The sequence below is a fragment of the Propionivibrio sp. genome, assembly GCF_017995515.1.
Classification (GTDB): domain Bacteria; phylum Pseudomonadota; class Gammaproteobacteria; order Burkholderiales; family Rhodocyclaceae; genus Propionivibrio.
Window position 1 is genome coordinate 14,878 of the sequence record NZ_JAGOIT010000032.1, and the last position, 19,651, is coordinate 34,528.

Below are 19,651 nucleotides of genomic sequence, written 5' to 3' on the forward strand. Positions count from 1 at the left end.
CCTTCAGCGCAACTCGCGAATGTCGGCGACCGGCGCCGTGCCGAACGCGTCGCTCAGCAGGTAATCGACGACCTTTTCAGCGGCGACCGCAGCCGGCGTCAGCGTGCCTTCGTTCTTCATCTTGATGAAGCGCTCGCGCAGCGGAAATTGCTCGGCCGGCAGGGCGCGGACTTCGGTTTGCATGTCGGTATCGACGACGCCGGGCGCAATCGCACAGATCCTGACGTCGGGATCGTCGTCGAGCGCGACGGCCTTGGCGTGCTGGTCGAGCGCGGCCTTCGTCGCGCAATAGATGCTCCAGCCCTGATACGCATGACGCGCCGCACCGCTCGAAACGTGGAGGATACGCAACGGCCGTCCGGCCATCTGCGCGGCGATGGCGCTGGAGAGGGTCAGCGGCGCGGCGACGTTCAGGCTGACCGTGCGCGCGATCGCCGTCGCGTCCTGCTGTGCCAGCGGACCGACGGGTTGCAGCATGCCGGCGTTGTTAATGAGCAGAAGCGACGGTGCGTCGGCGATGAACGAAGTCACTGCCTCGCCGGCCAGTGCCGACAGCAAGGCAACCGAGTCGGCCAGATCGAGCGCGATTTCGTTGAACAGGTCGGGATAGCGCGTCGCGAGATCGGTGTTGCCCGAACGTGCGAGGCCCAGTACGGCGATGCCGCGCGCCAGCAGTTGTTCGGCAATGGCGGCGCCGAGGCCGCGTGTATGTCCGGTGACGATGGCTTTCATGGCTGGAAATCCTTACGAAGGTGAAATCAGTCGAGCAACGGGATGTTCTTGATCTGGCGCACGATCCACGTGCGGAAGGCAGCGATCGGCGGCGCGGCGAGCTTCTCGCGGCGGCAGACGAAGAAGTAAGAAAACGGCGACTCGACGTAGGTCGAGAACGGGCGCACCAGCCGGCCCGATTGCAACTCGTCGTAGACGATCGACTGGCGCGCGAGACAGAGTCCCTGGCCGGCGGCCGCCGCCTGCAGCATCAGCGCCGAGTCGTTGAACAGGATGCCGTGTTCGGGTTCGTCAGCGACGATGCCGGCCGCCGGGAACCACGACGACCACGGCTCGCGCTCTGAGTGCATGAGCGGCACGCCGTCGATGCCGGAGGCGTCGCACAGCGCGTACTTCTTCGCGAATTCCGGCGAGCAGACCGGGAACAGCCAGTCGCGCATCAGGCGCTCGCTGTACAGACCGGGGTGTGGGCCGGTGTCGAAGCGGATGCCGATATCAACTTCGCCGCCTTTCACGTCGGCGGCGCGATGCGACGACTGCACCTCGACGTCGACGTCCGGGCAGGTCGCGATGAAGTCACCGAGCCGGGGCAAGAGCCAGCGCGCGGCGAACGAGGGAATCGTGCTGATGCGCAGGCGATGGCGATTGTGCGTCGTGACGTCGAGCGTCGCCTCCTCGATTTCCTTGAACGCCGACTCGATGCGTTGCACGTAGGCGCGCGCCTGCTCGGTCAGCATCAGGCCGCGTCCGCTTTTCTCGAACAGCGTGACTCCAAGTTCGCTCTGCAGCGAGCGAATCTGATGGCTGACCGCGCTATGCGTCAGATTCAGTTCTTCGGCCGCGCGTGATACCCCGCCGCTGCGCGCGACGGCGACGAAAACACGCAGGGCATTGAGTGAAGGGAGACGCTTTGACATGTGAAATAAACTAACACATCGGTGGAATAAAAAGCGATTGTTTTCGTGTGGGTGCGCGACCAGAATAGGCTCATCGAGTAAGCAGTTCCATGCAACTCGTACTGATCAAAGGAGACCTCTCATGCTAAACCAATCGACGTATCTGCAACTTGATCTGACGACGGGCGAGCCTGTGTCTCTGACCGGAACGGTCGGCTGCGAAGTGCGCTGCATGGACGGCGAAATCTGGATCACCGAGGAAAACGGCGGCGAGGATATTTCGCTGAAACCTGGCGACAGCTTCCGCCTGACGCATCCGGGCAAGACGATCATCGAATCGGTTGGTGGTGTCGGCGCAGCGCATTGCCGCCTGTACCCGGCCGAACTGAGCCATTCGCTCCTGGCGCGCACGGCGCAAAAGATTCGCCACTGGCTGTTTGGCCGGATGGGCGGCGGTCTGGTCGTCGGCGGCCGCGGCAGCTTCGGCGTCGGCATCGACCATTTCGCCTGATCGTTCGCCACAGATAGAACGGCAAAGCGGCACCGGGGAAGTCCTCCCGGTGCCGCTTGGCTTTGCGTGACCGCTTTCGGGTTAGTCGGCGCGACCGATCGGCGAATGCAGCGCAAGTTCGTTGAGCACGGTCGCGATACCGTCCAGATGCAGCGCCGGCGCGATGCGATTGGCGATCGCCTTCAGCTCCGGGTGGCCGTTGCCCATGGCGACGCCGAGGCCGACGCCCTGCAGCATCTCCATGTCGTTCAGCCCGTCGCCGAAGGCGATCGCGTGATCGGCGAGGAAACCGGTGCGCGCGAGAACCCACTGGCAGCCGGTCCACTTGTTGATCGCCTTGGGCATGACGTCGAGCGCCGTCCGGTGCCAGCGCACGGTGTCGAACTGCGGATAACGCTCGCGGATGGCCGGACGCAGCGTTGCGTCGAGGCTCTCGTCGAAGAACAGCCAGGCCTGGCCGATGTCTTCGGCGACGTTGCGCACGTGCTCGGGGTCGGCGACGATGCCGACGCTCCGGAGCGGCGTCGTCGTGCTTGGCACGTCGGCGCTGACGTAGCCAATGCCGCCGTGGTTGGCGCCGAAATGGTGGCCCAGCGCCGTGATCCAGTCGAACAGGTCGGTCAGCGCGCTGGCGTCGAGCGCCGCCTTGAATACTTCTCTCTCACCTTCGAAGATGCGCGCGCCGTTCAGCGTGATCGCGTAGCTCGGCCGGACGAGGTCGATGAACGGCTTGGCGTGCTCGTAGCTGCGCCCGGTGGCGATGACGACGGTGTGCCCGGCCGGGTGCAGCGCCTGGATCGCGTCGAGCGCGGACTGGGGAATTTCACGCGTGTCGTGGTCGAGCAGCGTGTTGTCGATGTCGAAGAAATAGATGTTGGACATGGTTGGGCGGGATGGGCGCACAAGACAACACGGCCCGGCCTGCAGGCGGATTGCAGGCCGGGCCGTGTTCGCAGACTTACTTGGATTTTTCGATCAGGTATTCGACGGCCGCCTTGAGTTCGTCGTCGGTGAGATCCGCAGCGCCGCCGCGGGCCGGCATCGCATTCTTGCCGGTGGCCGCCGACTTGAGCAGCGCCTCGGCGCCGGTCGCGATGCGCGCGGCCCACGCGGCCTTGTCGCCGGTCTTCGGTGCACCGGCGACCCCGGCTTCGTGGCAGGCCTTGCAGATGGTGTTGTAGACCGTTTCGCCGCTGCGCGGCTTGCCGTCCGATGGCGGTGCCGCCTTCTGCATTTCCACGCGTGCGACCGGCTGAATGCGCAGCTCGGCCTCGTCGCCGCTGGCGTCGGTCGGCGCCTTGCCGATCATCGACAGCGGCCAGACAACGAGGATCAGAACGGCGGCAACGGCGACGGTGATCCACATGATCGCGCGCGAAGAGTGGGGTTTGTTGTTATCCATGGCAAGCCTCGTAAGTCAGCGGTAATTGGGTTCCGTTGGGTTGGTCGGTATCGTACAGCGTTTCTGCGCCGGTTCAGTCCGTGCGGTGGACCTGATGCGTTTCGGTCTTCTTCAGCCGTCGGTAATTTCCGCCGTGGAAGATCAGCGGTGCGACGTTTGCGTCCTGTTCGAACTGCTCGACGTAGCCGACGAAGATCAGGTGGTCGCCGCCCGCGTAGTGCGCGTGTTGCGTGCACTCGAACCAGGCGCAACAGCCTTCGATCAGCGGCACGTCGGCGAGCCCCGGGCGGGTGGCGACGTCGGCAAAGCGATTGCCGCTGCGCGAGGCGAAGCGGTTGGAAAGCAGCTCCTGCTCGGCCGAAAGCACGTTGACGGCGTAGTGACTCGCGCTGCGGAAGGCTTCGAGACTCGGCGACGACAACGACAGGCTCCAGAGAATCAGCGGCGGGTCAAGCGACACCGAGTTGAACGAGCTGATGGTCATGCCGAGCGGCTCGCCGTCGCGCCCCCTGGCCGTGATGACGGTGATGCCGGTGGCAAAGCTGCCGAGCGCACGGCGAAAGTCGCGGCAGTTCATGTCCGGATTGCGCGGGTTCGGCTGCTTGGGCGCGTTGCCCGCGTCGCAGGTCGCGCACGGCAGATCGCCCGTCGCAGTTGGCGTTTCAGGGCAGTTTGCGGCAGCGTTGGCGTGAGTCATCGGCAGCTCGGGGCAGTTTTGAGAGGCATGCTAAGATCGGTGCGCTTGCGAGAAGTTCAGGCGCCCGGCGGGTCTGTTCTGTTCGTATCGTCGCGCTCTGCCGCGCATTCGGCTTCAGTTGGTCAGTCAGCTGAAGGCATGCTCGCGCACACGGCGCCGATTATCGCCCGCAGTCGATGGACTGTCGAGAAGCCCTGAGTCAGAAAATGTCCAAGCATCCAGATTCCCTTTGCATCCCGGCGGACGATTCCTTTTCCCGTCGTCTGACTGACTGGCAGCGCCGGCACGGGCGCCACGATCTGCCGTGGCAGAACACGCGCGATGCGTATCGCATCTGGCTGTCAGAGATCATGTTGCAGCAGACGCAGGTGAGCACCGTCATTCCCTATTACGAGCGCTTTCTCGAGCGCTTCCCGAGCATCGCCGAACTGGCGACCGCTCCGCTCGAGACGGTGCTCGGACTCTGGTCCGGCCTTGGCTACTACGCGCGGGCGCGCAATCTGCACCGCTGCGCGCAGGTGCTCGTCGCCGAACATGGCGGCGCATTTCCAAAAGAGCCGGAACATATCGCCGAGTTGCCGGGCATTGGCCGCTCGACGGCGGCGGCGATCGCCGTCTTCGCCTTCGGCAGGCGCGCGGCGATTCTCGACGGCAACGTCAAGCGCGTGCTGGCGCGCTGTTTTTCTATAGACGGTTTTCCCGGTTCGGCCGCGAGCGAGAAGGTGTTCTGGCAACTCGCTGAGGCGCTGCTCCCGTTGACCGGCATCGAGGCCTATACGCAGGGGCTCATGGATCTTGGTGCGACGTTGTGCACACGCGCTAACTACGCGTGTGCGATCTGCCCCATGAGCGACATATGTGTTGCACGCCGGGAGGGCCGGCAAGGCGAACTGCCGGCGGCTCGCCCGCGCAAGGTTTTGCCGGAGCGCGAAACGAGCCTGTTGCTCTTGACCGACGGGGAGCACGTCCTGCTCGAACGACGGCCGCCCAGCGGTATCTGGGGCGGTCTGCTGAGCTTGCCGGAAGGCGATGCGGCCACGGCCGACGAACTTGTCCGGCGTCACGGACTCCGTTTGCTCGCCGCTCAGCCGATGGCGACACTCAGGCACACCTTTACGCACTTTCGCCTGAACATCCAGACCGTTTGCTGCCGCGTCGAGCGTGTGTCCGGCGTGGCCGGCGAGCCGGGCTGGGAATGGCTGGATCTGGCGAGTATCGAATCGGCTGCGCTGCCGACGCCGATCCGCCGTCTGCTTGCATCGCTCGACTAATCGTCAGGGCGCATCGGCCGCGCCGCGCGCGCCGCCGAGCGGAACGACCTCGATGCCGTACTTGCGGGCCACCTGTTGGTAGAGCTCGCTCGCCGAAATCACCTTGGCGTTGCGCAAGTCCTTGGCCTGCGCCAGCTGCAGGTAGCGGATGCCGCGCTGCGCCATGTCCTCGTTCCAGCCCTTGCGGTCGAGCAGGGTGAAGATGGCCTTGCTGGCGTTGATCAGGAACTGCAGGTTGGGCACGCGCTCGGCGGCTTCGATCAGCATCTGTACCGATGCCACCAGGTCGCCGCCGCGCGCGGCGAGCACGCCGCGGTTGTTGAGTTCGACGATTTCGCGGCCGACCTTGGCCAGCATCGACTGGCCGGCTTCCTCGTTGCCGGTCTTGGCGAAGACGCCCTGGATCTGGGCGATCACGCCGCGATCCTCGTGGTTCTCGGCGGCGACCTTGCTCAGAATCTCCTTGGCGCGGTCTTCCTCGCCGGAAGTCAGGCAGGCGTGCGCCAGATCGACGGCGATTTTCTGCGATAAGGCCCGGGCCTTGGGGTCGTCACCGATGTCGGCGTGCAGCGCGAGTGCCTTCTCGAGAGCTGCCTTTGCCTTGGCCGGTTCGCCTTCCTGGTTGCAGCACAGGCTGTCCATGACCGAGGCGGCGAGTTCGCCGTGCTTGTTGCCGCGCCATTCGCGCCGAAGCTCCTGGGTGATCATGCGCGCGCCGTCGGTATGGCCGCGGTCGAGCATGACGCGCGTCAGGTTGGTGTAGTCGTCGATGACGCGCAGCGACGATCCCCGGTGGCGTTCGAGCACCTTGCTGTAGGCGCGTTCGGCGACGTCGAGGTCGTCGTTGCGCACGGCGATCTCGGCGACCATGCGCTGGCGCACGGAATTGTTGGGCGAGATGGCCGAGGCCTTCTGCAGTGTTTCCTGCGCCTCGGCGAGCTTGCCCATCTCCTCGCGCACGTTGGCGACGAAGTCGTAGGCCACCAGGTATTCCGGGAAATCGTCGATGATCGAGGCGCCGATCATTTCCGCCTCGGCCAGCGCATCCATTCCGCGCAGCGCAATCGCCAGCCCCATGCGCGCCCAGGGCACCATGGCGTTGTCGAGCACCTGCTGATAGACCGCCTTGGCCTCCTCGTAGCGGCCGAGCGCGTTGAGGATTTCGCCCTTGAAGCGCAGGGTGTCGTAGAGGAACTGGTCGTCCTTGCCGATCAGCGCCTCGCACGCGGCGAGCGCGTCGTTGAATGCGCCGTTGTCGAGGTGGCGGAAAACGCGTTCGAAGTACTTCTTCTTGTAGAGTGCCTTGGCCAGGCGGCTCTGCAGCTGATCGGCGGTGAATGGCTTGATCAGGTAATCGTCGGGCGCGAGCTCGGCGACCGAGACGACGTTGTGGTAGCCGCGTTCGGCGGTGACGACCATATAGACGGTCGACAGCGAGATCAGGCGTTGCTGCCGGAGTTCCTCGAGCAACTGCTGGCCGTCGCGCCCGTCGTCAAGATGGTAGTCGGCGAAGATGATGTCGAAGGAATAGGCCTTGACCTGGCGCATTACCTCGGTCGAGTTCGACGCGTTATGCACGGCGCTGATGCCGAGCGTCGACAGGATCATGCGCAGGGTGTTGCGCGCACTGGCGTGGCGGTCGACGAGCAGCACTCGCATGCGCGGCAGCTCCTTGCCGATGCGGCGCATGATCTCGGACGTATCGTTGGTGTCGGACGTGGCCATGACGGGAACCTTACGCGACAGTTCGGCAGCGATCAAGCAAGAACAATGTGATATTTCCGGTTGTTCGACACGGCGCTCGGCCGGGTGTCTGCAGTGACCTGCCGATGCGCCCGAAACCTGTTATTTTTCAGCGGATTGGCGTAGAATCCGCATCCCTTCAGAACCTCCGGATTTCACGGACTCCCCATGCAGTTTCCTGACCGCTTCGACGTGATCGTGGTCGGTGGCGGCCATGCCGGCACCGAAGCAGCGCTCGCCAGTGCGCGCATGGGCGTCAAGACGCTGCTGCTCACGCACAGCCTCGACACGCTCGGCGCGATGAGTTGCAACCCCTCGATCGGCGGCATCGGCAAGGGCCATCTGGTCAAGGAAGTCGATGCGCTCGACGGCGCGATGGCGGCGGCGACCGACGAGGCCGGCATCCAGTTTCGCATCCTCAATTCGAGCAAAGGGCCGGCCGTGCGCGCGACGCGGGCACAAGCCGATCGCGTCTTGTACAAGCAGGCGATCCGTGGTCGCCTAGAGAATCAGCCAAACCTGACCCTCTTCGCGCAGGCCTGTGACGACCTGATCATGGAAGGCGATCGCGTCGTCGGCGCCGTGACCCAGCTCGGTGTGCGCTTTGCTGCGCGCGCCGTCGTGCTCACCGCCGGCACCTTCCTTAACGGAAAGATTCACGTCGGCCTGTCGAACACGACGGGCGGGCGCATGAGCGAGCCGCCCTCCGTTTCACTCGCGGCGCGGCTGCGCGAGTTGCAACTGCCGGTTGGCCGCCTGAAGACGGGCACGCCGCCGCGGCTCGACGGCAAGACGATCGACTTCTCGGTGATGGCCGAGCAGCACTCCGACGATCCGCTGCCGGTGTTCTCCTTGCTCGGCAAGGCGAGCCAGCATCCGCGCCAGTTGCCGTGCTGGGTGACCAGCACCAACGAACGCACGCACGAGATCATCCGCGGCGGACTCGACCGCTCGCCGATGTACACCGGCGTCATCGAAGGCGTCGGGCCGCGCTACTGCCCGTCGATCGAGGACAAGATCCACCGCTTCGCGTCGAAGAACAGCCACAACATCTTTCTCGAACCCGAGGGGCTGACGACGCACGAGATCTACCCGAACGGCATTTCGACGAGCCTCCCCTTCGACGTGCAGCTGGCGCTCGTGCGTTCGATGAAGGGGCTGGAGAACTGCCACATCCTGCGTCCCGGCTACGCCATCGAGTACGACTACTTCGACCCGACCGGACTGCACGCGTCGCTGGAGACCAAGGCGATCAGGGGTCTGTTCTTCGCCGGGCAGATCAACGGCACCACCGGCTACGAGGAAGCCGCCGCACAAGGCCTGCTCGCCGGCGCCAACGCGGCGTTGCAGGTGCAGGGCAAGGACGCGTGGTCGCCGCGGCGCGACGAGGCCTACCTCGGTGTACTCGTCGACGACCTGATCACGCGCGGCGTCTCCGAGCCGTACCGCATGTTCACCAGCCGCGCCGAGTATCGGCTGTCGCTGCGCGAGGATAACGCCGACATGCGCCTGACCGAACAGGGCCGCCGTCTCGGCCTCGTCGGCGATGCCCGCTGGGCGGCTTTCTGCGCAAAACAGGAAGCGATTGCCCGCGAGCAGGAGCGCCTGCGTTCGACCTGGGTGCAGCCGGCGAGAGTCTCGGTGGAAGAGGCGACGCGTGTGCTCGGCAAAGCGATCGAACGCGAGTATTCGCTCTACGACCTGCTGCGCCGTCCGGATGTGAGCTATCAAAGCCTGATGACCTTGATCGTCGGCGATGAGCCGGTCGCAGTCGGTACGCTTGACGCACTCGTCGTCGAGCAGGTCGAAATCCAGGCCAAGTATCAGGGCTATATCGACCGGCAAGCCGAGGAAGTCGCCAAGACGCTCTCCAGCGAGGAGGCACGTTTGCCGGACGATATCGATTACCGCGCCATCGGCGGCCTGTCGAACGAGATTCAGCAAAAGCTGATCCGCCATCGGCCGGAAACGATCGGCCAGGCGTCGCGCATCCAGGGCATGACGCCGGCGGCGATCTCGATTCTCCTCGTTCATCTCAAACGCGGTGCGCTGGCAGCAGCGCGCCCGGAAGCATGACTCAGCCGGAACAGCTCGCGCAGGGGCTGGCGCAGATGGGCATCGATTTGCCCGCCGCCGCGCAGGCGAAGCTCCTTGCCTACGCGGCGCTGCTCTACAAGTGGAACAAGACGTTCAGTCTGACCGCGCTACGCGAGGAAGAAAAGGCAGTCAGCCATCACCTGCTCGATTCGCTGGCGATTCTCCCGTTCGTTCCGGCCGGCAATCTGCTCGACGTCGGAAGTGGCGGCGGCATGCCGGGAATCCCGCTGGCCATCGCGCGTTCCGAGTTGCAGGTGACGCTGCTCGACAGCAATTCCAAGAAGACCGCATTTCTGCGCCAGGCAGCGATCGAGCTCGCCTTGCCCAATCTGGCCGTTCACTGCGGACGGGTCGAACAGTATGATCCGCCGATGCGGTTTGCCGCGATCACCTCGCGGGCTTTTGCCGAGCTGGCTGATTTCGTCGGTCTTTCCCGACACCTGCTGGCTGAAGGCGGACGCTGGCTGGCCATGAAGGGTGTTCGGCCGCAGGACGAGATCGCGCGTTTGCCAAACGACGTCGGCGTCGAAAGCGTTCATCGGCTGATCGTTCCAGGGGTCGAAGGCGAGCGTCATCTGGCCATCGTGCAATGCATCGAGGCGAACAAGGCAGGGGAGAGTTGAGTTGGCAAAAATACTGGCGGTGACCAACCAGAAGGGCGGTGTCGGCAAAACGACGACGGCGGTGAACCTGTCGGCTTGCCTGGCGACGCTCGGGCAGCGCGTGTTGATGATCGACCTCGATCCGCAGGGCAATGCGACGACGGGTTGTGGCGTAATCAAGCGCGAGGCGCTGCCGACGGTCTACCAGATCCTGATCGGGCGTTCGACGCTCGTGGATGCGCGCATCCGGACCGAATTCGGCTTCGATATCCTGCCCGCCAACCGCGAGCTCGCCGGCGCCGAGGTCGAACTGATCGAGATGGGCGGCCGCGAGTTCCGTCTGCGCGACGCGCTGGCGCCGGTTGTCGACGACTACGATTTCATCCTGATGGACTGCCCGCCGGCGCTCAACATGCTGACCGTCAACGGATTGGCCGCGGCCGACGCCGTGATGATCCCGATGCAATGCGAGTACTACGCGCTGGAAGGGCTGACCGATCTCGTCGCCACCTTGAAGAAGGTTCGCGCCAATCTCAACGCCCGACTGGAAATCGAAGGTTTGCTGCGTACGCTCTTTGATCCGCGCTCGACGCTGACGCAGCAGGTGTCCGCCGAACTCGACGAGCACTTCGGGCGCAAGGTCTATCGCACCATCATCCCGCGCAACGTTCGCCTGGCCGAGGCACCGTCGTACGGCAAGCCGGTGATCGCTTTCGATCGTTCGTCGAAGGGCGCGCTGGCTTACATGGCGTTGGCGCAGGAGATGCTGGATCGACGTGACGGCGTGGCCGGCAAGGCCGTCGAGCAAGGAGCCATGGCATGAAACTGAAAGGACTCGGGCGCGGACTCGATGCGCTGCTGGCGGGAAACGAGACGCAGAACCGCGAGCAGCAGCGTTCGCTGCTGGTCGCCAATCTGCAGCCGGGAAAATACCAGCCGCGCACGCAGATGGATGGCGCCTCGCTGGAGGAACTCGCCGCGTCGATTCGTGCGCAAGGCCTGATGCAGCCGATTCTCGTCCGGCCGATCGGCGGTTCACTGGGGGAAGATCGCTTCGAGATCGTTGCCGGCGAACGGCGCTGGCGGGCAGCGCAGATGGCGGGTCTCGGCGAAGTGCCGGCGTTGATTCGCGAGATTCCCGACGAATCCGCGCTGGCGATGGCGCTGATCGAGAACATCCAGCGCGAGAACCTCAATCCGCTCGAAGAGGCGCAGGGCCTGCAGCGTCTGATCGACGAATTCTCGATGACGCATCAGGAAGCGGCCGATGCGGTCGGCCGCTCGCGTCCGGCGGCTTCGAATCTGCTGCGGCTGTTGCAGCTTGTCGCGCCGGTTCAGGATCTGCTGATGCGCGGCGACATCGACATGGGGCACGCGCGTGCCCTCCTGCCCTTGTCGGGCGCCTTGCAGATCCAGCTTGCCCAGCGCGTCGTACAGAAGGGTCTGTCGGTACGGGATACGGAGCGGCTGGTCCAGCACGCGCTCAAACCGCCAAAGCCGGTCCAGGCGAACAAGCCGGATCGTGACGTTTTACGCCTGCAAGAGGAACTTTCTGACACGCTCGGTGCCAACGTCGAGATTCGTACGACCAAGAAGGGCGCGGGGAGCATCAAGATTGACTTCGGTAATCTCGATCAACTTGAGGGAATTCTGCAAGTAATGCGCAAATGAGCGCACTTTTTGCCCACGAAAGAGCGCTATTGAGTCTCTTGGTCGTTTTTTCGTGTTGTTTGCGGTCGTCAGAGCGACGTATCCGGGTGTTTAAGGCCCATAAAGTGATATACTAGCGAAATTAAATAGAATATTGATCCAGGGTTTTAAGTCTTGTAGTAGACTTTTCGTTTGTTCCGAATTGCGATTCGATCTTGCTCATGTTTAGAGTTATATTTTTGCAGGTCGGGGCGACGATAATTGCCGCAGTGGGAGCGGGGGGGTTTGCAGGTGCGCGGGGCGTGATTTCGGCTTTGTTGGGAGGCGTTGTCTGTGCGCTTCCAAACTTTCTGTTTGCTCTGCGTTTGAGGTTTGTGGCCAAGCGGCCCGGTGCCTCGTATCCGGTGAATTTCCTGCTTGGCGAGTTGCTCAAGATGGCGGCGATCGTCGCCTTGCTGTTGTTGGTTGCGAAGGGGTACGCCGGTCTGCATTGGCCTTCCATGCTGCTCGGCTTGGTGCTTGCCACGCAAGCATTGTTTTTTGCTTTCTGGAACAAAGAAAAGAACTGAACATGTCGACAGGTCACGAAGCAGCCACAAGCGCGCCGAACGCGGGGGAATACGTACTGCACCACCTCGCCAACCTGAACTCTTCCGGACACCCGCAGACGCAGATGGTCGACTTCTCGATCATCAATTACGACACGGTTTTCTTTTCGGTATTGCTCGGCGCCCTCGGCCTGTTCGGCATGTGGCTGATCGTCCGCAAGGCAACCGCCGGGGTGCCGGGGCGAGGCCAGGCCGCGCTTGAGATCCTCGTCGAGATGGTCGGCAATCAGGCGAAGGCGATCGTCCATAATGAACAGTCGCGGCGCTTCGTCGCGCCACTGGCGCTTACCGTCTTCGTCTGGGTCTTTCTGCTCAACTCGATGGACTTCCTGCCCGTCGATTTGCTGCCGACGCTCTGGCAGAAACTGAGCGGCAACCCGCACGCCTATCTGCGCGTGGTTCCGACCGCCGACCTGAACGGCACGCTGGGTTTGTCGGTGGGTGTGCTGCTCCTTTGCTTCTACTACAACATCAAGATCAAGGGGCTGGGCGGCTGGGTTCACGAGTTGTTTACCGCGCCGTTCGGCAATCATCCCCTGCTGTGGTTGCCGAATTTCCTGATGCAACTGATCGAGTTCATCGCAAAGACGGTTTCGCACGGCATGCGGTTGTTCGGCAACATGTACGCGGGCGAGTTGCTCTTCCTGTTGATCGCGTTGATGGGTATGGCCGCCCCGTCGCTGTCCCTGTTCGGCGGCTCCATGCTCTGGATCGGGCACTTGATCACGGGAACGTTGTGGGCGTTGTTCCACATTTTTATCGTAGTGTTGCAGGCGTTCATCTTCATGATGCTGACGCTGGTGTATCTCGGGCAGGCGCACGAAAGTCACTAGGCGGCGGCTGAGGTTTTCTTTTTTAACAACTTTGCTGGTAAATCAATCTGAAGGAGTAGTCATGGAACAAGTATTCGGGAACGTTGCCCTTGCCTGCGGTCTGATCATCGCTCTCGGCGCTATCGGGGCTTGTATCGGTATCAGCCTGATGGGTGGCAAGTACCTTGAGGCGTCCGCACGCCAGCCGGAACTGATGAATGAACTGCAGGTGAAGATGTTCATTCTGGCTGGTCTGATCGACGCCGCGTTCATCATCGGAACCGGTATTGCCGTGTGGTTTGCCATCTCGACGTTCCTCAAGTAACTCCTTGACGAACATCCGGTCAATTCCACGGAAAGGTATATGACGTGTATCTGAATGCTACGTTACTGGCACAGGTCACTGTGTTCATCATTCTCGCGTTGTTCACGATGAAATTCGTGTGGCCGCCCATCGTCAAGGCGCTTGACGAGCGTGCGGCCAAGATTTCCGAGGGCTTGGCCGCGGCGGAACGCGGTCGGCAAAGTCTGGATCTGGCGGCCAAGCACTCGGCCGAAACGATGCGCGAAGGCAAGGAAAAGGTCGCCGACTTGATCGCCCAGGCTGAACGCCGCGCCGAGCAGATTATCGAAGAGGCCAAGGCCCAGGCGCGTGTTGAAGCCGAGAAGGTCGTCGCTTCTGCGCATGTCGAAATCGAGCAGGACTCTGCCCGTATCCGTGAAGCATTGCGTGAGCGCGTGGCGGAGCTGGCCGTTGCCGGTGCCGAGAAGATTCTGCGCCGCGAGGTCGATGCCAAGGCTCACGCCGCCATCCTGGCGACCATCAAACAGGATCTGTAACGCTCATGGCTGAATCAGTCACCATTGCGCGTCCTTACGCTCAAGCGGTATTCCGGCTTGGCAAGGATGGCCAGTCGCTGGCGGCCTGGTCGGAGCGTCTGCAACGGCTGTCCGCCGTCGCGCAGGATCCGGAAATGGCGAAAGTCATCGGTAACCCGAAGCTTTCTGCCAGCCAGGTTGCCGATTTGTTCGTTTCACTTGCCAGCGAAACGCGGGACAAGGAGTTGTCGTCGTTCATCGGCTTGCTGGCCGAAAACGAGCGCTTCGACATCCTTCCCCAGATCAGCGAAATCTTCGAAGAGCTCAAGAGTGCAGACGAAGGTGTCAAGGAGGCGGTGATTACCAGCGCTTTTCCCTTGGATGACGCACAACTGGCTCGACTGGTCGCACAACTCGAGTCGCATTTCAGTGCTCACCTGCAGCCCCGGGTTGAGGTCGATGCTTCGCTGATTGGCGGTGTCAAAGTTGCGGTGGGCGACCAGATACTCGACGCCTCTGTTCGCGGCAAGCTTGACGCGATGGCTACGGCGCTAAAGAACTAGGAGAAATAAATGCAGTTGAATCCCTCCGAGATCAGCGAACTGATCAAGAACAAGATTCAGAATCTGGACGTTGGCGCCGAAACCCGTACGCAGGGCACGGTTGTCACGGTGACCGACGGCATCTGCCGTATTCACGGTCTGGCCGATGTCATGCAGGGCGAAATGCTCGAGTTCCCGGGTGGTTCGTACGGCATGGCGCTCAACCTTGAGCGCGACTCGGTTGGCGCTGTCGTCCTCGGCGAATGCGAGCACATCACTGAAGGCGATACGGTCAAGACGACCGGCCGTATTCTCGAAGTGCCGGTTGGTCCGGAACTGCTCGGGCGTGTGGTTAACTCGCTCGGTCAGCCGATCGACGGCAAGGGCCCGATCAACGCGAAGCTCACCGACAAGATCGAAAAGGTTGCGCCTGGCGTCATCTGGCGTAAATCGGTGTCACAGCCGGTGCAGACCGGCCTCAAGTCGATCGACTCGATGGTGCCGATCGGCCGCGGCCAGCGCGAGCTGATCATCGGCGACCGCCAGACGGGCAAGACCGCCGTCGCTGTCGATACGATCATCAACCAGAAGGGCAAAGATCTCTTCTGTATCTACGTGGCTGTCGGCCAGAAGGCCTCGACCGTTGCCAACGTCGTGCGCAAGCTCGAAGAGCATGGCGCCATGGAATACACGATCGTTGTCGCGGCGACCGCCGCCGAATCGGCCGCGCTGCAGTTCATTGCGCCGTACGCCGGGTGCACGATGGGCGAGTACTTCCGCGATCGCGGTCAGGACGCGCTGATCATTTACGATGACTTGACCAAGCAGGCCTGGGCCTACCGCCAGGTTTCCCTGCTGCTGCGCCGTCCGCCAGGACGCGAAGCCTATCCGGGTGACGTCTTCTATCTTCACTCCCGTTTGCTCGAGCGTGCCGCGCGTGTCAACGAAGAGTACGTCGAGAAGTTTACCAATGGCGAAATCAAGGGCAAGACGGGTTCGCTGACGGCGCTGCCGGTGATCGAAACGCAGGCCGGCGACGTCTCCGCCTTCGTGCCGACGAACGTCATCTCGATTACCGACGGTCAGATCTTCCTTGATACCGACCTTTTCAATTCGGGTATCCGTCCCGCGATCGACGCCGGTATCTCGGTGTCGCGTGTGGGTGGCGCGGCGCAGACGAAGATCATCAAGAAGCTCGGCGGTGGCGTGCGTCTCGCGCTGGCGCAATACCGTGAGTTGGCGGCGTTTGCGCAGTTCGCCTCCGACCTCGACGAAGCGACCCGCAAGCAGCTGGATCGCGGCCGTCTGGTGACCGAACTGATGAAGCAGCCGCAGTACTCGCCGATGACGGTGGCGGAGATGGGCATCACCCTGCTGGCGGTCAACACGGGCCAGTTTGACGGGATCGAGGTCAAGAAGGCGCTCGACGTGGAACGCCAGATGCAGGTTTTCGTCAAGCAGAAATACGCCAGCCTCATCGAAAAGATCGAGACCACCAAGGAACTTGATGCCGAAGCCGAACAGGCGCTTACCAAGGCGATTGAGGAGTTCAAGGCCACGCTGGCCTGATCGTCAGGGAGAAGATTGCCATGGCAAGCGGCAAAGAGATTCGTAACAAGATCAAGAGCGTCGAAAGCACGCGCAAGATCACCAAGGCGATGGAAATGGTCGCCGCGTCCAAAATGCGCAAGGCGCAGGACCGGATGCGCGCGGCCAGACCGTACGGCGAGAAGATCCGGCGCGTTGCCGGCAATCTCTCGCACGCGCTGACCGACTACAGCCATCCGTTCCTGGAAAAGCGCGAGAACGTCAAAGCGGTTGGCTTGATCGCGGTGACGTCTGACAAGGGCTTGTGCGGTGGTTTGAACACCAACGTTCTGCGTCTGGCTTTGAGCAAGATGAAGGAGTGGGACGCCGAGGGCAAGAAGCTGAAGGTGACGGCCGTCGGCAACAAGGGCTTCGGTTTCATGACGCGTGCCGGCGCCGACATCGTCTCGCACCTCGTCGGCCTGGGCGATACGCCGCACCTTGAAAAACTGATCGGCCCGGCGAAGGTCCAGCTCGATGCCTACGTCAATGGCGAAATCGACGTTCTGTATCTTGCCTATACGCGCTTCATCAACACCATGAAGCAGGAGGCGGTGATCGAGCAGATTCTGCCGTTGTCGGGCGAACTGGTCGGCAGCAACTCGAAGAGTCGTTGGGACTACATCTACGAGCCGGATACCAAGACCGTGATCGACGATCTGCTCGTCCGGTACGTCGAGGCCGTCCTGTACCAGGCGGTTGCCGAAAACATGGCGTCTGAACAAAGCGCCCGGATGGTGGCCATGAAGTCCGCCTCCGACAACGCCAAGAACGTCATCGGCGAGCTGCGTCTGGCCTACAACAAGGCGCGCCAGGCGGCGATCACCAAAGAGCTTTCGGAAATCGTCAGCGGCGCAGCGGCTGTCTGACCACGCGAACCAAGTTAATCGATTGAGGATACGACGATGAGTCAAGGAAACATTGTTCAGTGTATCGGCGCCGTGGTGGATATCCAGTTCCCGCGCGACGCGATGCCCAAGGTCTACGACGCGCTCTTGCTCGACAAGGCCGAAGAGCACGCCGGCTGTGAAGCCGACCTGATGTTCGAAGTTCAGCAGCAACTCGGCGACGGCATCGTGCGCACGATCGCCATGGGATCGTCTGACGGCCTGCGCCGCGGCATGAAGGTTAACGGCACGAATGCGCCGATCTCGGTGCCGGTGGGCGACGCCACGGTCGGTCGCATCATGAACGTGCTCGGGCGTCCGATCGACGAAGCCGGCCCGATCGCCACTGAAGAACGCCGTTCGATCCACCAGCCGGCACCGAAGTTCGACGAGCTGTCGCCATCGGTCGATCTGCTCGAAACCGGCATCAAGGTGATCGATCTCGTCTGTCCGTTCGCCAAGGGCGGCAAGGTTGGCCTGTTCGGTGGTGCCGGCGTCGGCAAGACCGTTAACATGATGGAACTGATCAACAACATCGCCAAGCAGCACTCGGGTCTCTCGGTGTTCGCCGGCGTTGGTGAGCGCACCCGCGAGGGCAACGACTTTTACCACGAAATGAAGGAGTCGAACGTTCTCGACAAGGTGGCGATGGTCTTCGGCCAGATGAACGAGCCGCCGGGCAACCGTCTGCGCGTCGCGCTGACCGGCCTGACGATGGCTGAGCGCTTCCGTGACGATGGCCGCGACATCCTGTTCTTTGTCGATAATATCTACCGCTACACGCTGGCCGGTACGGAAGTGTCCGCGCTGCTCGGCCGGATGCCGTCGGCCGTGGGCTACCAGCCGACACTGGCCGAGGAAATGGGCCGTCTGCAAGAGCGGATCACCTCGACGAACGTCGGTTCGATCACGTCGATCCAGGCCGTGTACGTGCCGGCGGACGACTTGACCGACCCGTCACCGGCGACGACCTTCCTCCACCTTGATTCGACCGTCGTGCTTTCGCGTGACATCGCTGCACTCGGTATCTACCCGGCTGTCGATCCGCTCGACTCGACCTCGCGCCAGCTCGACCCGCAGGTCGTCGGCGAAGAGCATTACAAGGTCGCGCGTGCCGTCCAGATGACGCTGCAGAAATACAAGGAATTGCGCGACATCATCGCCATTCTCGGTATGGACGAACTCTCGCCGGAAGACAAACTGGCCGTCTATCGCGCGCGCAAGATCCAGCGCTTCCTGTCGCAGCCGTTCCACGTCGCCGAGGTGTTCACCAACTCGCCGGGCAAGTACGTCACGCTGAAGGATACGATCAAGGGCTTCAAGATGATCGTCGAAGGCGAGTGCGACAACATCCCCGAGCAGGCGTTCTACATGGTCGGCAGCATCGATGAAGTCTTCGAGAAAGCCAAAACCCTCTAAAGCGCGAAACTACGCACATCGTGGCCTGTCGGTAAGTCAGGCGCGGTGTGTGCAAGGGAAATAAACGATGCCACTCAGAGTTCACGTAGACGTTGTCAGTGCCGAAGAGCTGATCTTTTCCGGTGAGACCGATTTCGCCGTGTTTCCGGGCGAGGCCGGCGAATTGGGTATCTTCCCGCGCCATGCGCCGCTCTTGACGCGAGTCAGGCCGGGGACTGTCCGGCTGAAGATTCCTGATCGCGAAGAGTACGAATTGGTCTATGTGTCCGGCGGCGTGCTGGAAGTTCAGCCGACGTTGATCACCTTGCTTGCCGACACCGCGATTCGCGCGCACGACTTGGACGAGGCAAAGGCGATCGAGGCCAGACGCCGTGCCGAGGAGTCGCTGAAGGATCGCGATGCCGACGTCAATTACGCCACCGCCGAGGCGGAGTTGGCGCAGGCGGTCGCGCAGTTGAAGGCGATCAAGCGGGTACGCAAGCACCAGCATTGATTTCCGGCGTGCACGTAATCAAGAAAAAGGGCGGATGCTTCATCCGCCCTTTTTCAATTCGTCAGATCAACCCTTAATGCTCTGCGCCCGGCCGTTCGAGCCTGGCGATCCGGCTTTCGAGTTGGGCAAGTGCGGTGCCGGCTGTCGCGACCGAGGCGGCGAACTCGCTCATTTCGGCACGTTGAACGAGCGTGGTTTGTTCCGCAGTCAAGAACTCGACGACATTGCTCGCCATCTTCGACACCTGTGCGGTCTGCCAGCGGGCGAGCTGCTTGCTGCCTTCGACCAGGCGTCGTGCGGCGATGTCGCCGACCAGTTGAGCCAGATCGTGCTCGGCATCCCAGCGCAGATTCTTGAAAATGAAATTGAGGCTCTCGGCCAGTTCGGCCGATCCGTTGATCTGCATCAGGCCGACCAGCGATGCCGGGTTGAGCAGCAGGCGCGCCGGCGTGTCTGCCGGCAGGGTGATCGCTACCGCCGGTTGCACCCGCGCTGACGAAGTGGCGGCGGATTGCGCCACGAGTAAACCATCGCCGTTGATCTGGACCGGTACTTCAAGGCGCCCAAGTTCGAACCGGAGCGACTGGCCGGCGAACGCGCGCAGTCGCTGCGCCGCCCAATCTTCGCCCTTCAGGACGTGATTGATGGCTTTGAGCGCGATCGGGAGCCACATCGCGGGTTCGTCAGAACTTGAAGCCGCGATGCAGTGCGACGACGCCGAGCGTCAGGTTGAAGTACTCGACCTTTTCCAGGCCCGCGTTCTCCATCATGCCTTTCAGCGTTTCCTGATCGGGATGGACGCGGATTGACTCGGCGAGATAGCGGTAGCTGTCGGCGTCCTTGGTGATGATTTCGCCGATGCGCGGGATTACCTTGAACGAAT

The 19,651-nt window shown here is 62.4% G+C and carries 23 protein-coding genes; 15 read left to right on the forward strand and 8 right to left on the reverse strand.

Going from position 1 to position 19,651, the window contains the following annotated elements:
* Positions 1 to 3: 3 nt before the first annotated feature.
* Together KBA32_RS07250 and gcvA are read right to left on the reverse strand one after the other, a co-directional pair.
* Positions 4 to 732, reverse strand: coding sequence for an SDR family oxidoreductase (locus KBA32_RS07250; protein ID WP_294356979.1), 729 nt, complete (start codon positions 730 to 732; stop codon positions 4 to 6).
* Positions 733 to 758: 26 nt separating this feature from the next.
* A complete protein-coding gene (gene gcvA / locus KBA32_RS07255) occupies positions 759 to 1,649 on the reverse strand; it encodes a transcriptional regulator GcvA (RefSeq protein WP_294356981.1) in 891 nt (296 codons plus the stop codon).
* 121 nt (positions 1,650 to 1,770) lie between these two features.
* Between gcvA and KBA32_RS07260 the strand changes: the two genes are divergently transcribed.
* On the forward strand, positions 1,771 to 2,139 hold the full coding sequence (locus tag KBA32_RS07260) for a DUF2917 domain-containing protein (protein ID WP_294356984.1): 369 nt from the start codon (positions 1,771 to 1,773) through the stop codon (positions 2,137 to 2,139).
* Between the two features lie 81 nt (positions 2,140 to 2,220).
* Here the strand turns inward: KBA32_RS07260 and KBA32_RS07265 are convergent, their stop codons facing one another.
* The 3 genes from KBA32_RS07265 to KBA32_RS07275 all read right to left on the reverse strand — a co-directional run bounded on the left by KBA32_RS07265 (position 2,221) and on the right by KBA32_RS07275 (position 4,238).
* Positions 2,221 to 3,021, reverse strand: a complete 801-nt coding sequence (locus KBA32_RS07265) for a Cof-type HAD-IIB family hydrolase (RefSeq protein WP_294356985.1) — start codon at positions 3,019 to 3,021, stop codon at positions 2,221 to 2,223.
* 76 nt (positions 3,022 to 3,097) lie between these two features.
* Positions 3,098 to 3,541, reverse strand: a complete 444-nt coding sequence (locus KBA32_RS07270; protein ID WP_294356987.1) for a c-type cytochrome — start codon at positions 3,539 to 3,541, stop codon at positions 3,098 to 3,100.
* A 73-nt stretch (positions 3,542 to 3,614) separates the two neighbouring features.
* Complete coding sequence (locus KBA32_RS07275) at positions 3,615 to 4,238, reverse strand: flavin reductase family protein (protein ID WP_294356990.1); 624 nt, start codon at positions 4,236 to 4,238, stop codon at positions 3,615 to 3,617.
* A gap of 206 nt (positions 4,239 to 4,444) precedes the next feature.
* Between KBA32_RS07275 and mutY the strand changes: the two genes are divergently transcribed.
* On the forward strand, positions 4,445 to 5,509 hold the full coding sequence (gene mutY / locus KBA32_RS07280) for an A/G-specific adenine glycosylase (protein ID WP_294356992.1): 1,065 nt from the start codon (positions 4,445 to 4,447) through the stop codon (positions 5,507 to 5,509).
* A 3-nt stretch (positions 5,510 to 5,512) separates the two neighbouring features.
* Here mutY and KBA32_RS07285 read toward each other — a convergent pair whose 3' ends face one another.
* The gene (locus KBA32_RS07285; RefSeq protein ID WP_294356994.1) at positions 5,513 to 7,234 is read right to left on the reverse strand and encodes a response regulator; all 1,722 of its coding nucleotides are present in this window, start codon (positions 7,232 to 7,234) and stop codon (positions 5,513 to 5,515) included.
* Positions 7,235 to 7,420: 186 nt separating this feature from the next.
* Between KBA32_RS07285 and mnmG the strand changes: the two genes are divergently transcribed.
* From mnmG to KBA32_RS07350, 13 genes are all read left to right on the forward strand, one after another.
* A complete protein-coding gene (gene mnmG, locus KBA32_RS07290; RefSeq protein ID WP_294356996.1) occupies positions 7,421 to 9,328 on the forward strand; it encodes a tRNA uridine-5-carboxymethylaminomethyl(34) synthesis enzyme MnmG in 1,908 nt (635 codons plus the stop codon).
* A complete protein-coding gene (gene rsmG, locus KBA32_RS07295; RefSeq protein WP_294356998.1) occupies positions 9,325 to 9,972 on the forward strand; it encodes a 16S rRNA (guanine(527)-N(7))-methyltransferase RsmG in 648 nt (215 codons plus the stop codon). The genes mnmG and rsmG overlap by 4 nt, the downstream gene beginning before the upstream one ends.
* A gap of 1 nt (position 9,973) precedes the next feature.
* The gene (locus KBA32_RS07300) at positions 9,974 to 10,774 is read left to right on the forward strand and encodes an AAA family ATPase (protein ID WP_294357000.1); all 801 of its coding nucleotides are present in this window, start codon (positions 9,974 to 9,976) and stop codon (positions 10,772 to 10,774) included.
* Entirely contained in the window at positions 10,771 to 11,622 is an 852-nt protein-coding gene (locus tag KBA32_RS07305; protein ID WP_294357002.1) for a ParB/RepB/Spo0J family partition protein, read from the forward strand. The genes KBA32_RS07300 and KBA32_RS07305 overlap by 4 nt, the downstream gene beginning before the upstream one ends.
* Positions 11,623 to 11,822: 200 nt before the next feature.
* Positions 11,823 to 12,170, forward strand: a complete 348-nt coding sequence (locus tag KBA32_RS07310; RefSeq protein WP_294357026.1) for an ATP synthase subunit I — start codon at positions 11,823 to 11,825, stop codon at positions 12,168 to 12,170.
* Between the two features lie 2 nt (positions 12,171 to 12,172).
* Positions 12,173 to 13,042, forward strand: a complete 870-nt coding sequence (atpB, locus tag KBA32_RS07315; RefSeq protein ID WP_294357003.1) for a F0F1 ATP synthase subunit A — start codon at positions 12,173 to 12,175, stop codon at positions 13,040 to 13,042.
* A gap of 61 nt (positions 13,043 to 13,103) precedes the next feature.
* Entirely contained in the window at positions 13,104 to 13,346 is a 243-nt protein-coding gene (gene atpE, locus KBA32_RS07320; RefSeq protein WP_294357005.1) for a F0F1 ATP synthase subunit C, read from the forward strand.
* 44 nt (positions 13,347 to 13,390) lie between these two features.
* Positions 13,391 to 13,861, forward strand: a complete 471-nt coding sequence (locus KBA32_RS07325; RefSeq protein WP_294357007.1) for a F0F1 ATP synthase subunit B — start codon at positions 13,391 to 13,393, stop codon at positions 13,859 to 13,861.
* A 5-nt stretch (positions 13,862 to 13,866) separates the two neighbouring features.
* Complete coding sequence (locus KBA32_RS07330) at positions 13,867 to 14,403, forward strand: F0F1 ATP synthase subunit delta (protein ID WP_294357009.1); 537 nt, start codon at positions 13,867 to 13,869, stop codon at positions 14,401 to 14,403.
* Positions 14,404 to 14,412: 9 nt separating this feature from the next.
* On the forward strand, positions 14,413 to 15,951 hold the full coding sequence (atpA, locus tag KBA32_RS07335) for a F0F1 ATP synthase subunit alpha (RefSeq protein WP_294357011.1): 1,539 nt from the start codon (positions 14,413 to 14,415) through the stop codon (positions 15,949 to 15,951).
* Positions 15,952 to 15,971: 20 nt separating this feature from the next.
* The gene (gene atpG, locus KBA32_RS07340) at positions 15,972 to 16,838 is read left to right on the forward strand and encodes a F0F1 ATP synthase subunit gamma (protein ID WP_294357013.1); all 867 of its coding nucleotides are present in this window, start codon (positions 15,972 to 15,974) and stop codon (positions 16,836 to 16,838) included.
* A gap of 36 nt (positions 16,839 to 16,874) precedes the next feature.
* A complete protein-coding gene (gene atpD / locus KBA32_RS07345; RefSeq protein ID WP_294357015.1) occupies positions 16,875 to 18,275 on the forward strand; it encodes a F0F1 ATP synthase subunit beta in 1,401 nt (466 codons plus the stop codon).
* A 67-nt stretch (positions 18,276 to 18,342) separates the two neighbouring features.
* On the forward strand, positions 18,343 to 18,768 hold the full coding sequence (locus KBA32_RS07350; protein ID WP_294357017.1) for a F0F1 ATP synthase subunit epsilon: 426 nt from the start codon (positions 18,343 to 18,345) through the stop codon (positions 18,766 to 18,768).
* 73 nt (positions 18,769 to 18,841) lie between these two features.
* On the opposite strand, the gene KBA32_RS07355 is transcribed toward KBA32_RS07350, so the two are convergent.
* Both KBA32_RS07355 and KBA32_RS07360 read right to left on the reverse strand, forming a co-directional pair.
* Positions 18,842 to 19,441: a hypothetical protein gene (locus tag KBA32_RS07355; RefSeq protein WP_294357020.1), complete on the reverse strand. Its 600-nt coding sequence runs from the start codon at positions 19,439 to 19,441 to the stop codon at positions 18,842 to 18,844.
* A gap of 10 nt (positions 19,442 to 19,451) precedes the next feature.
* On the reverse strand, positions 19,452 to 19,651 hold a 200-nt coding region (locus KBA32_RS07360; RefSeq protein WP_294357024.1), incomplete at its 5' end, for a class I SAM-dependent methyltransferase.

What these genes read in the sequence shown, in the direction of transcription:
- KBA32_RS07250 (WP_294356979.1), bottom strand. Translation starts at nt 732, where the DNA reads ATGAAAGCCATCGTCACCGGACATACACGCGGCCTCGGCGCCGCCATT.
- gcvA (WP_294356981.1), bottom strand. Translation starts at nt 1,649, where the DNA reads ATGTCAAAGCGTCTCCCTTCACTCAATGCCCTGCGTGTTTTCGTCGCC.
- KBA32_RS07260 (WP_294356984.1), top strand. Translation starts at nt 1,771, where the DNA reads ATGCTAAACCAATCGACGTATCTGCAACTTGATCTGACGACGGGCGAG.
- KBA32_RS07265 (WP_294356985.1), bottom strand. Translation starts at nt 3,021, where the DNA reads ATGTCCAACATCTATTTCTTCGACATCGACAACACGCTGCTCGACCAC.
- KBA32_RS07270 (WP_294356987.1), bottom strand. Translation starts at nt 3,541, where the DNA reads ATGGATAACAACAAACCCCACTCTTCGCGCGCGATCATGTGGATCACC.
- KBA32_RS07275 (WP_294356990.1), bottom strand. Translation starts at nt 4,238, where the DNA reads ATGACTCACGCCAACGCTGCCGCAAACTGCCCTGAAACGCCAACTGCG.
- mutY (WP_294356992.1), top strand. Translation starts at nt 4,445, where the DNA reads ATGTCCAAGCATCCAGATTCCCTTTGCATCCCGGCGGACGATTCCTTT.
- KBA32_RS07285 (WP_294356994.1), bottom strand. Translation starts at nt 7,234, where the DNA reads ATGGCCACGTCCGACACCAACGATACGTCCGAGATCATGCGCCGCATC.
- mnmG (WP_294356996.1), top strand. Translation starts at nt 7,421, where the DNA reads ATGCAGTTTCCTGACCGCTTCGACGTGATCGTGGTCGGTGGCGGCCAT.
- rsmG (WP_294356998.1), top strand. Translation starts at nt 9,325, where the DNA reads ATGACTCAGCCGGAACAGCTCGCGCAGGGGCTGGCGCAGATGGGCATC.
- KBA32_RS07305 (WP_294357002.1), top strand. Translation starts at nt 10,771, where the DNA reads ATGAAACTGAAAGGACTCGGGCGCGGACTCGATGCGCTGCTGGCGGGA.
- KBA32_RS07310 (WP_294357026.1), top strand. Translation starts at nt 11,823, where the DNA reads ATGTTTAGAGTTATATTTTTGCAGGTCGGGGCGACGATAATTGCCGCA.
- atpB (WP_294357003.1), top strand. Translation starts at nt 12,173, where the DNA reads ATGTCGACAGGTCACGAAGCAGCCACAAGCGCGCCGAACGCGGGGGAA.
- atpE (WP_294357005.1), top strand. Translation starts at nt 13,104, where the DNA reads ATGGAACAAGTATTCGGGAACGTTGCCCTTGCCTGCGGTCTGATCATC.
- KBA32_RS07330 (WP_294357009.1), top strand. Translation starts at nt 13,867, where the DNA reads ATGGCTGAATCAGTCACCATTGCGCGTCCTTACGCTCAAGCGGTATTC.
- atpA (WP_294357011.1), top strand. Translation starts at nt 14,413, where the DNA reads ATGCAGTTGAATCCCTCCGAGATCAGCGAACTGATCAAGAACAAGATT.
- atpG (WP_294357013.1), top strand. Translation starts at nt 15,972, where the DNA reads ATGGCAAGCGGCAAAGAGATTCGTAACAAGATCAAGAGCGTCGAAAGC.
- atpD (WP_294357015.1), top strand. Translation starts at nt 16,875, where the DNA reads ATGAGTCAAGGAAACATTGTTCAGTGTATCGGCGCCGTGGTGGATATC.
- KBA32_RS07350 (WP_294357017.1), top strand. Translation starts at nt 18,343, where the DNA reads ATGCCACTCAGAGTTCACGTAGACGTTGTCAGTGCCGAAGAGCTGATC.
- KBA32_RS07355 (WP_294357020.1), bottom strand. Translation starts at nt 19,441, where the DNA reads ATGTGGCTCCCGATCGCGCTCAAAGCCATCAATCACGTCCTGAAGGGC.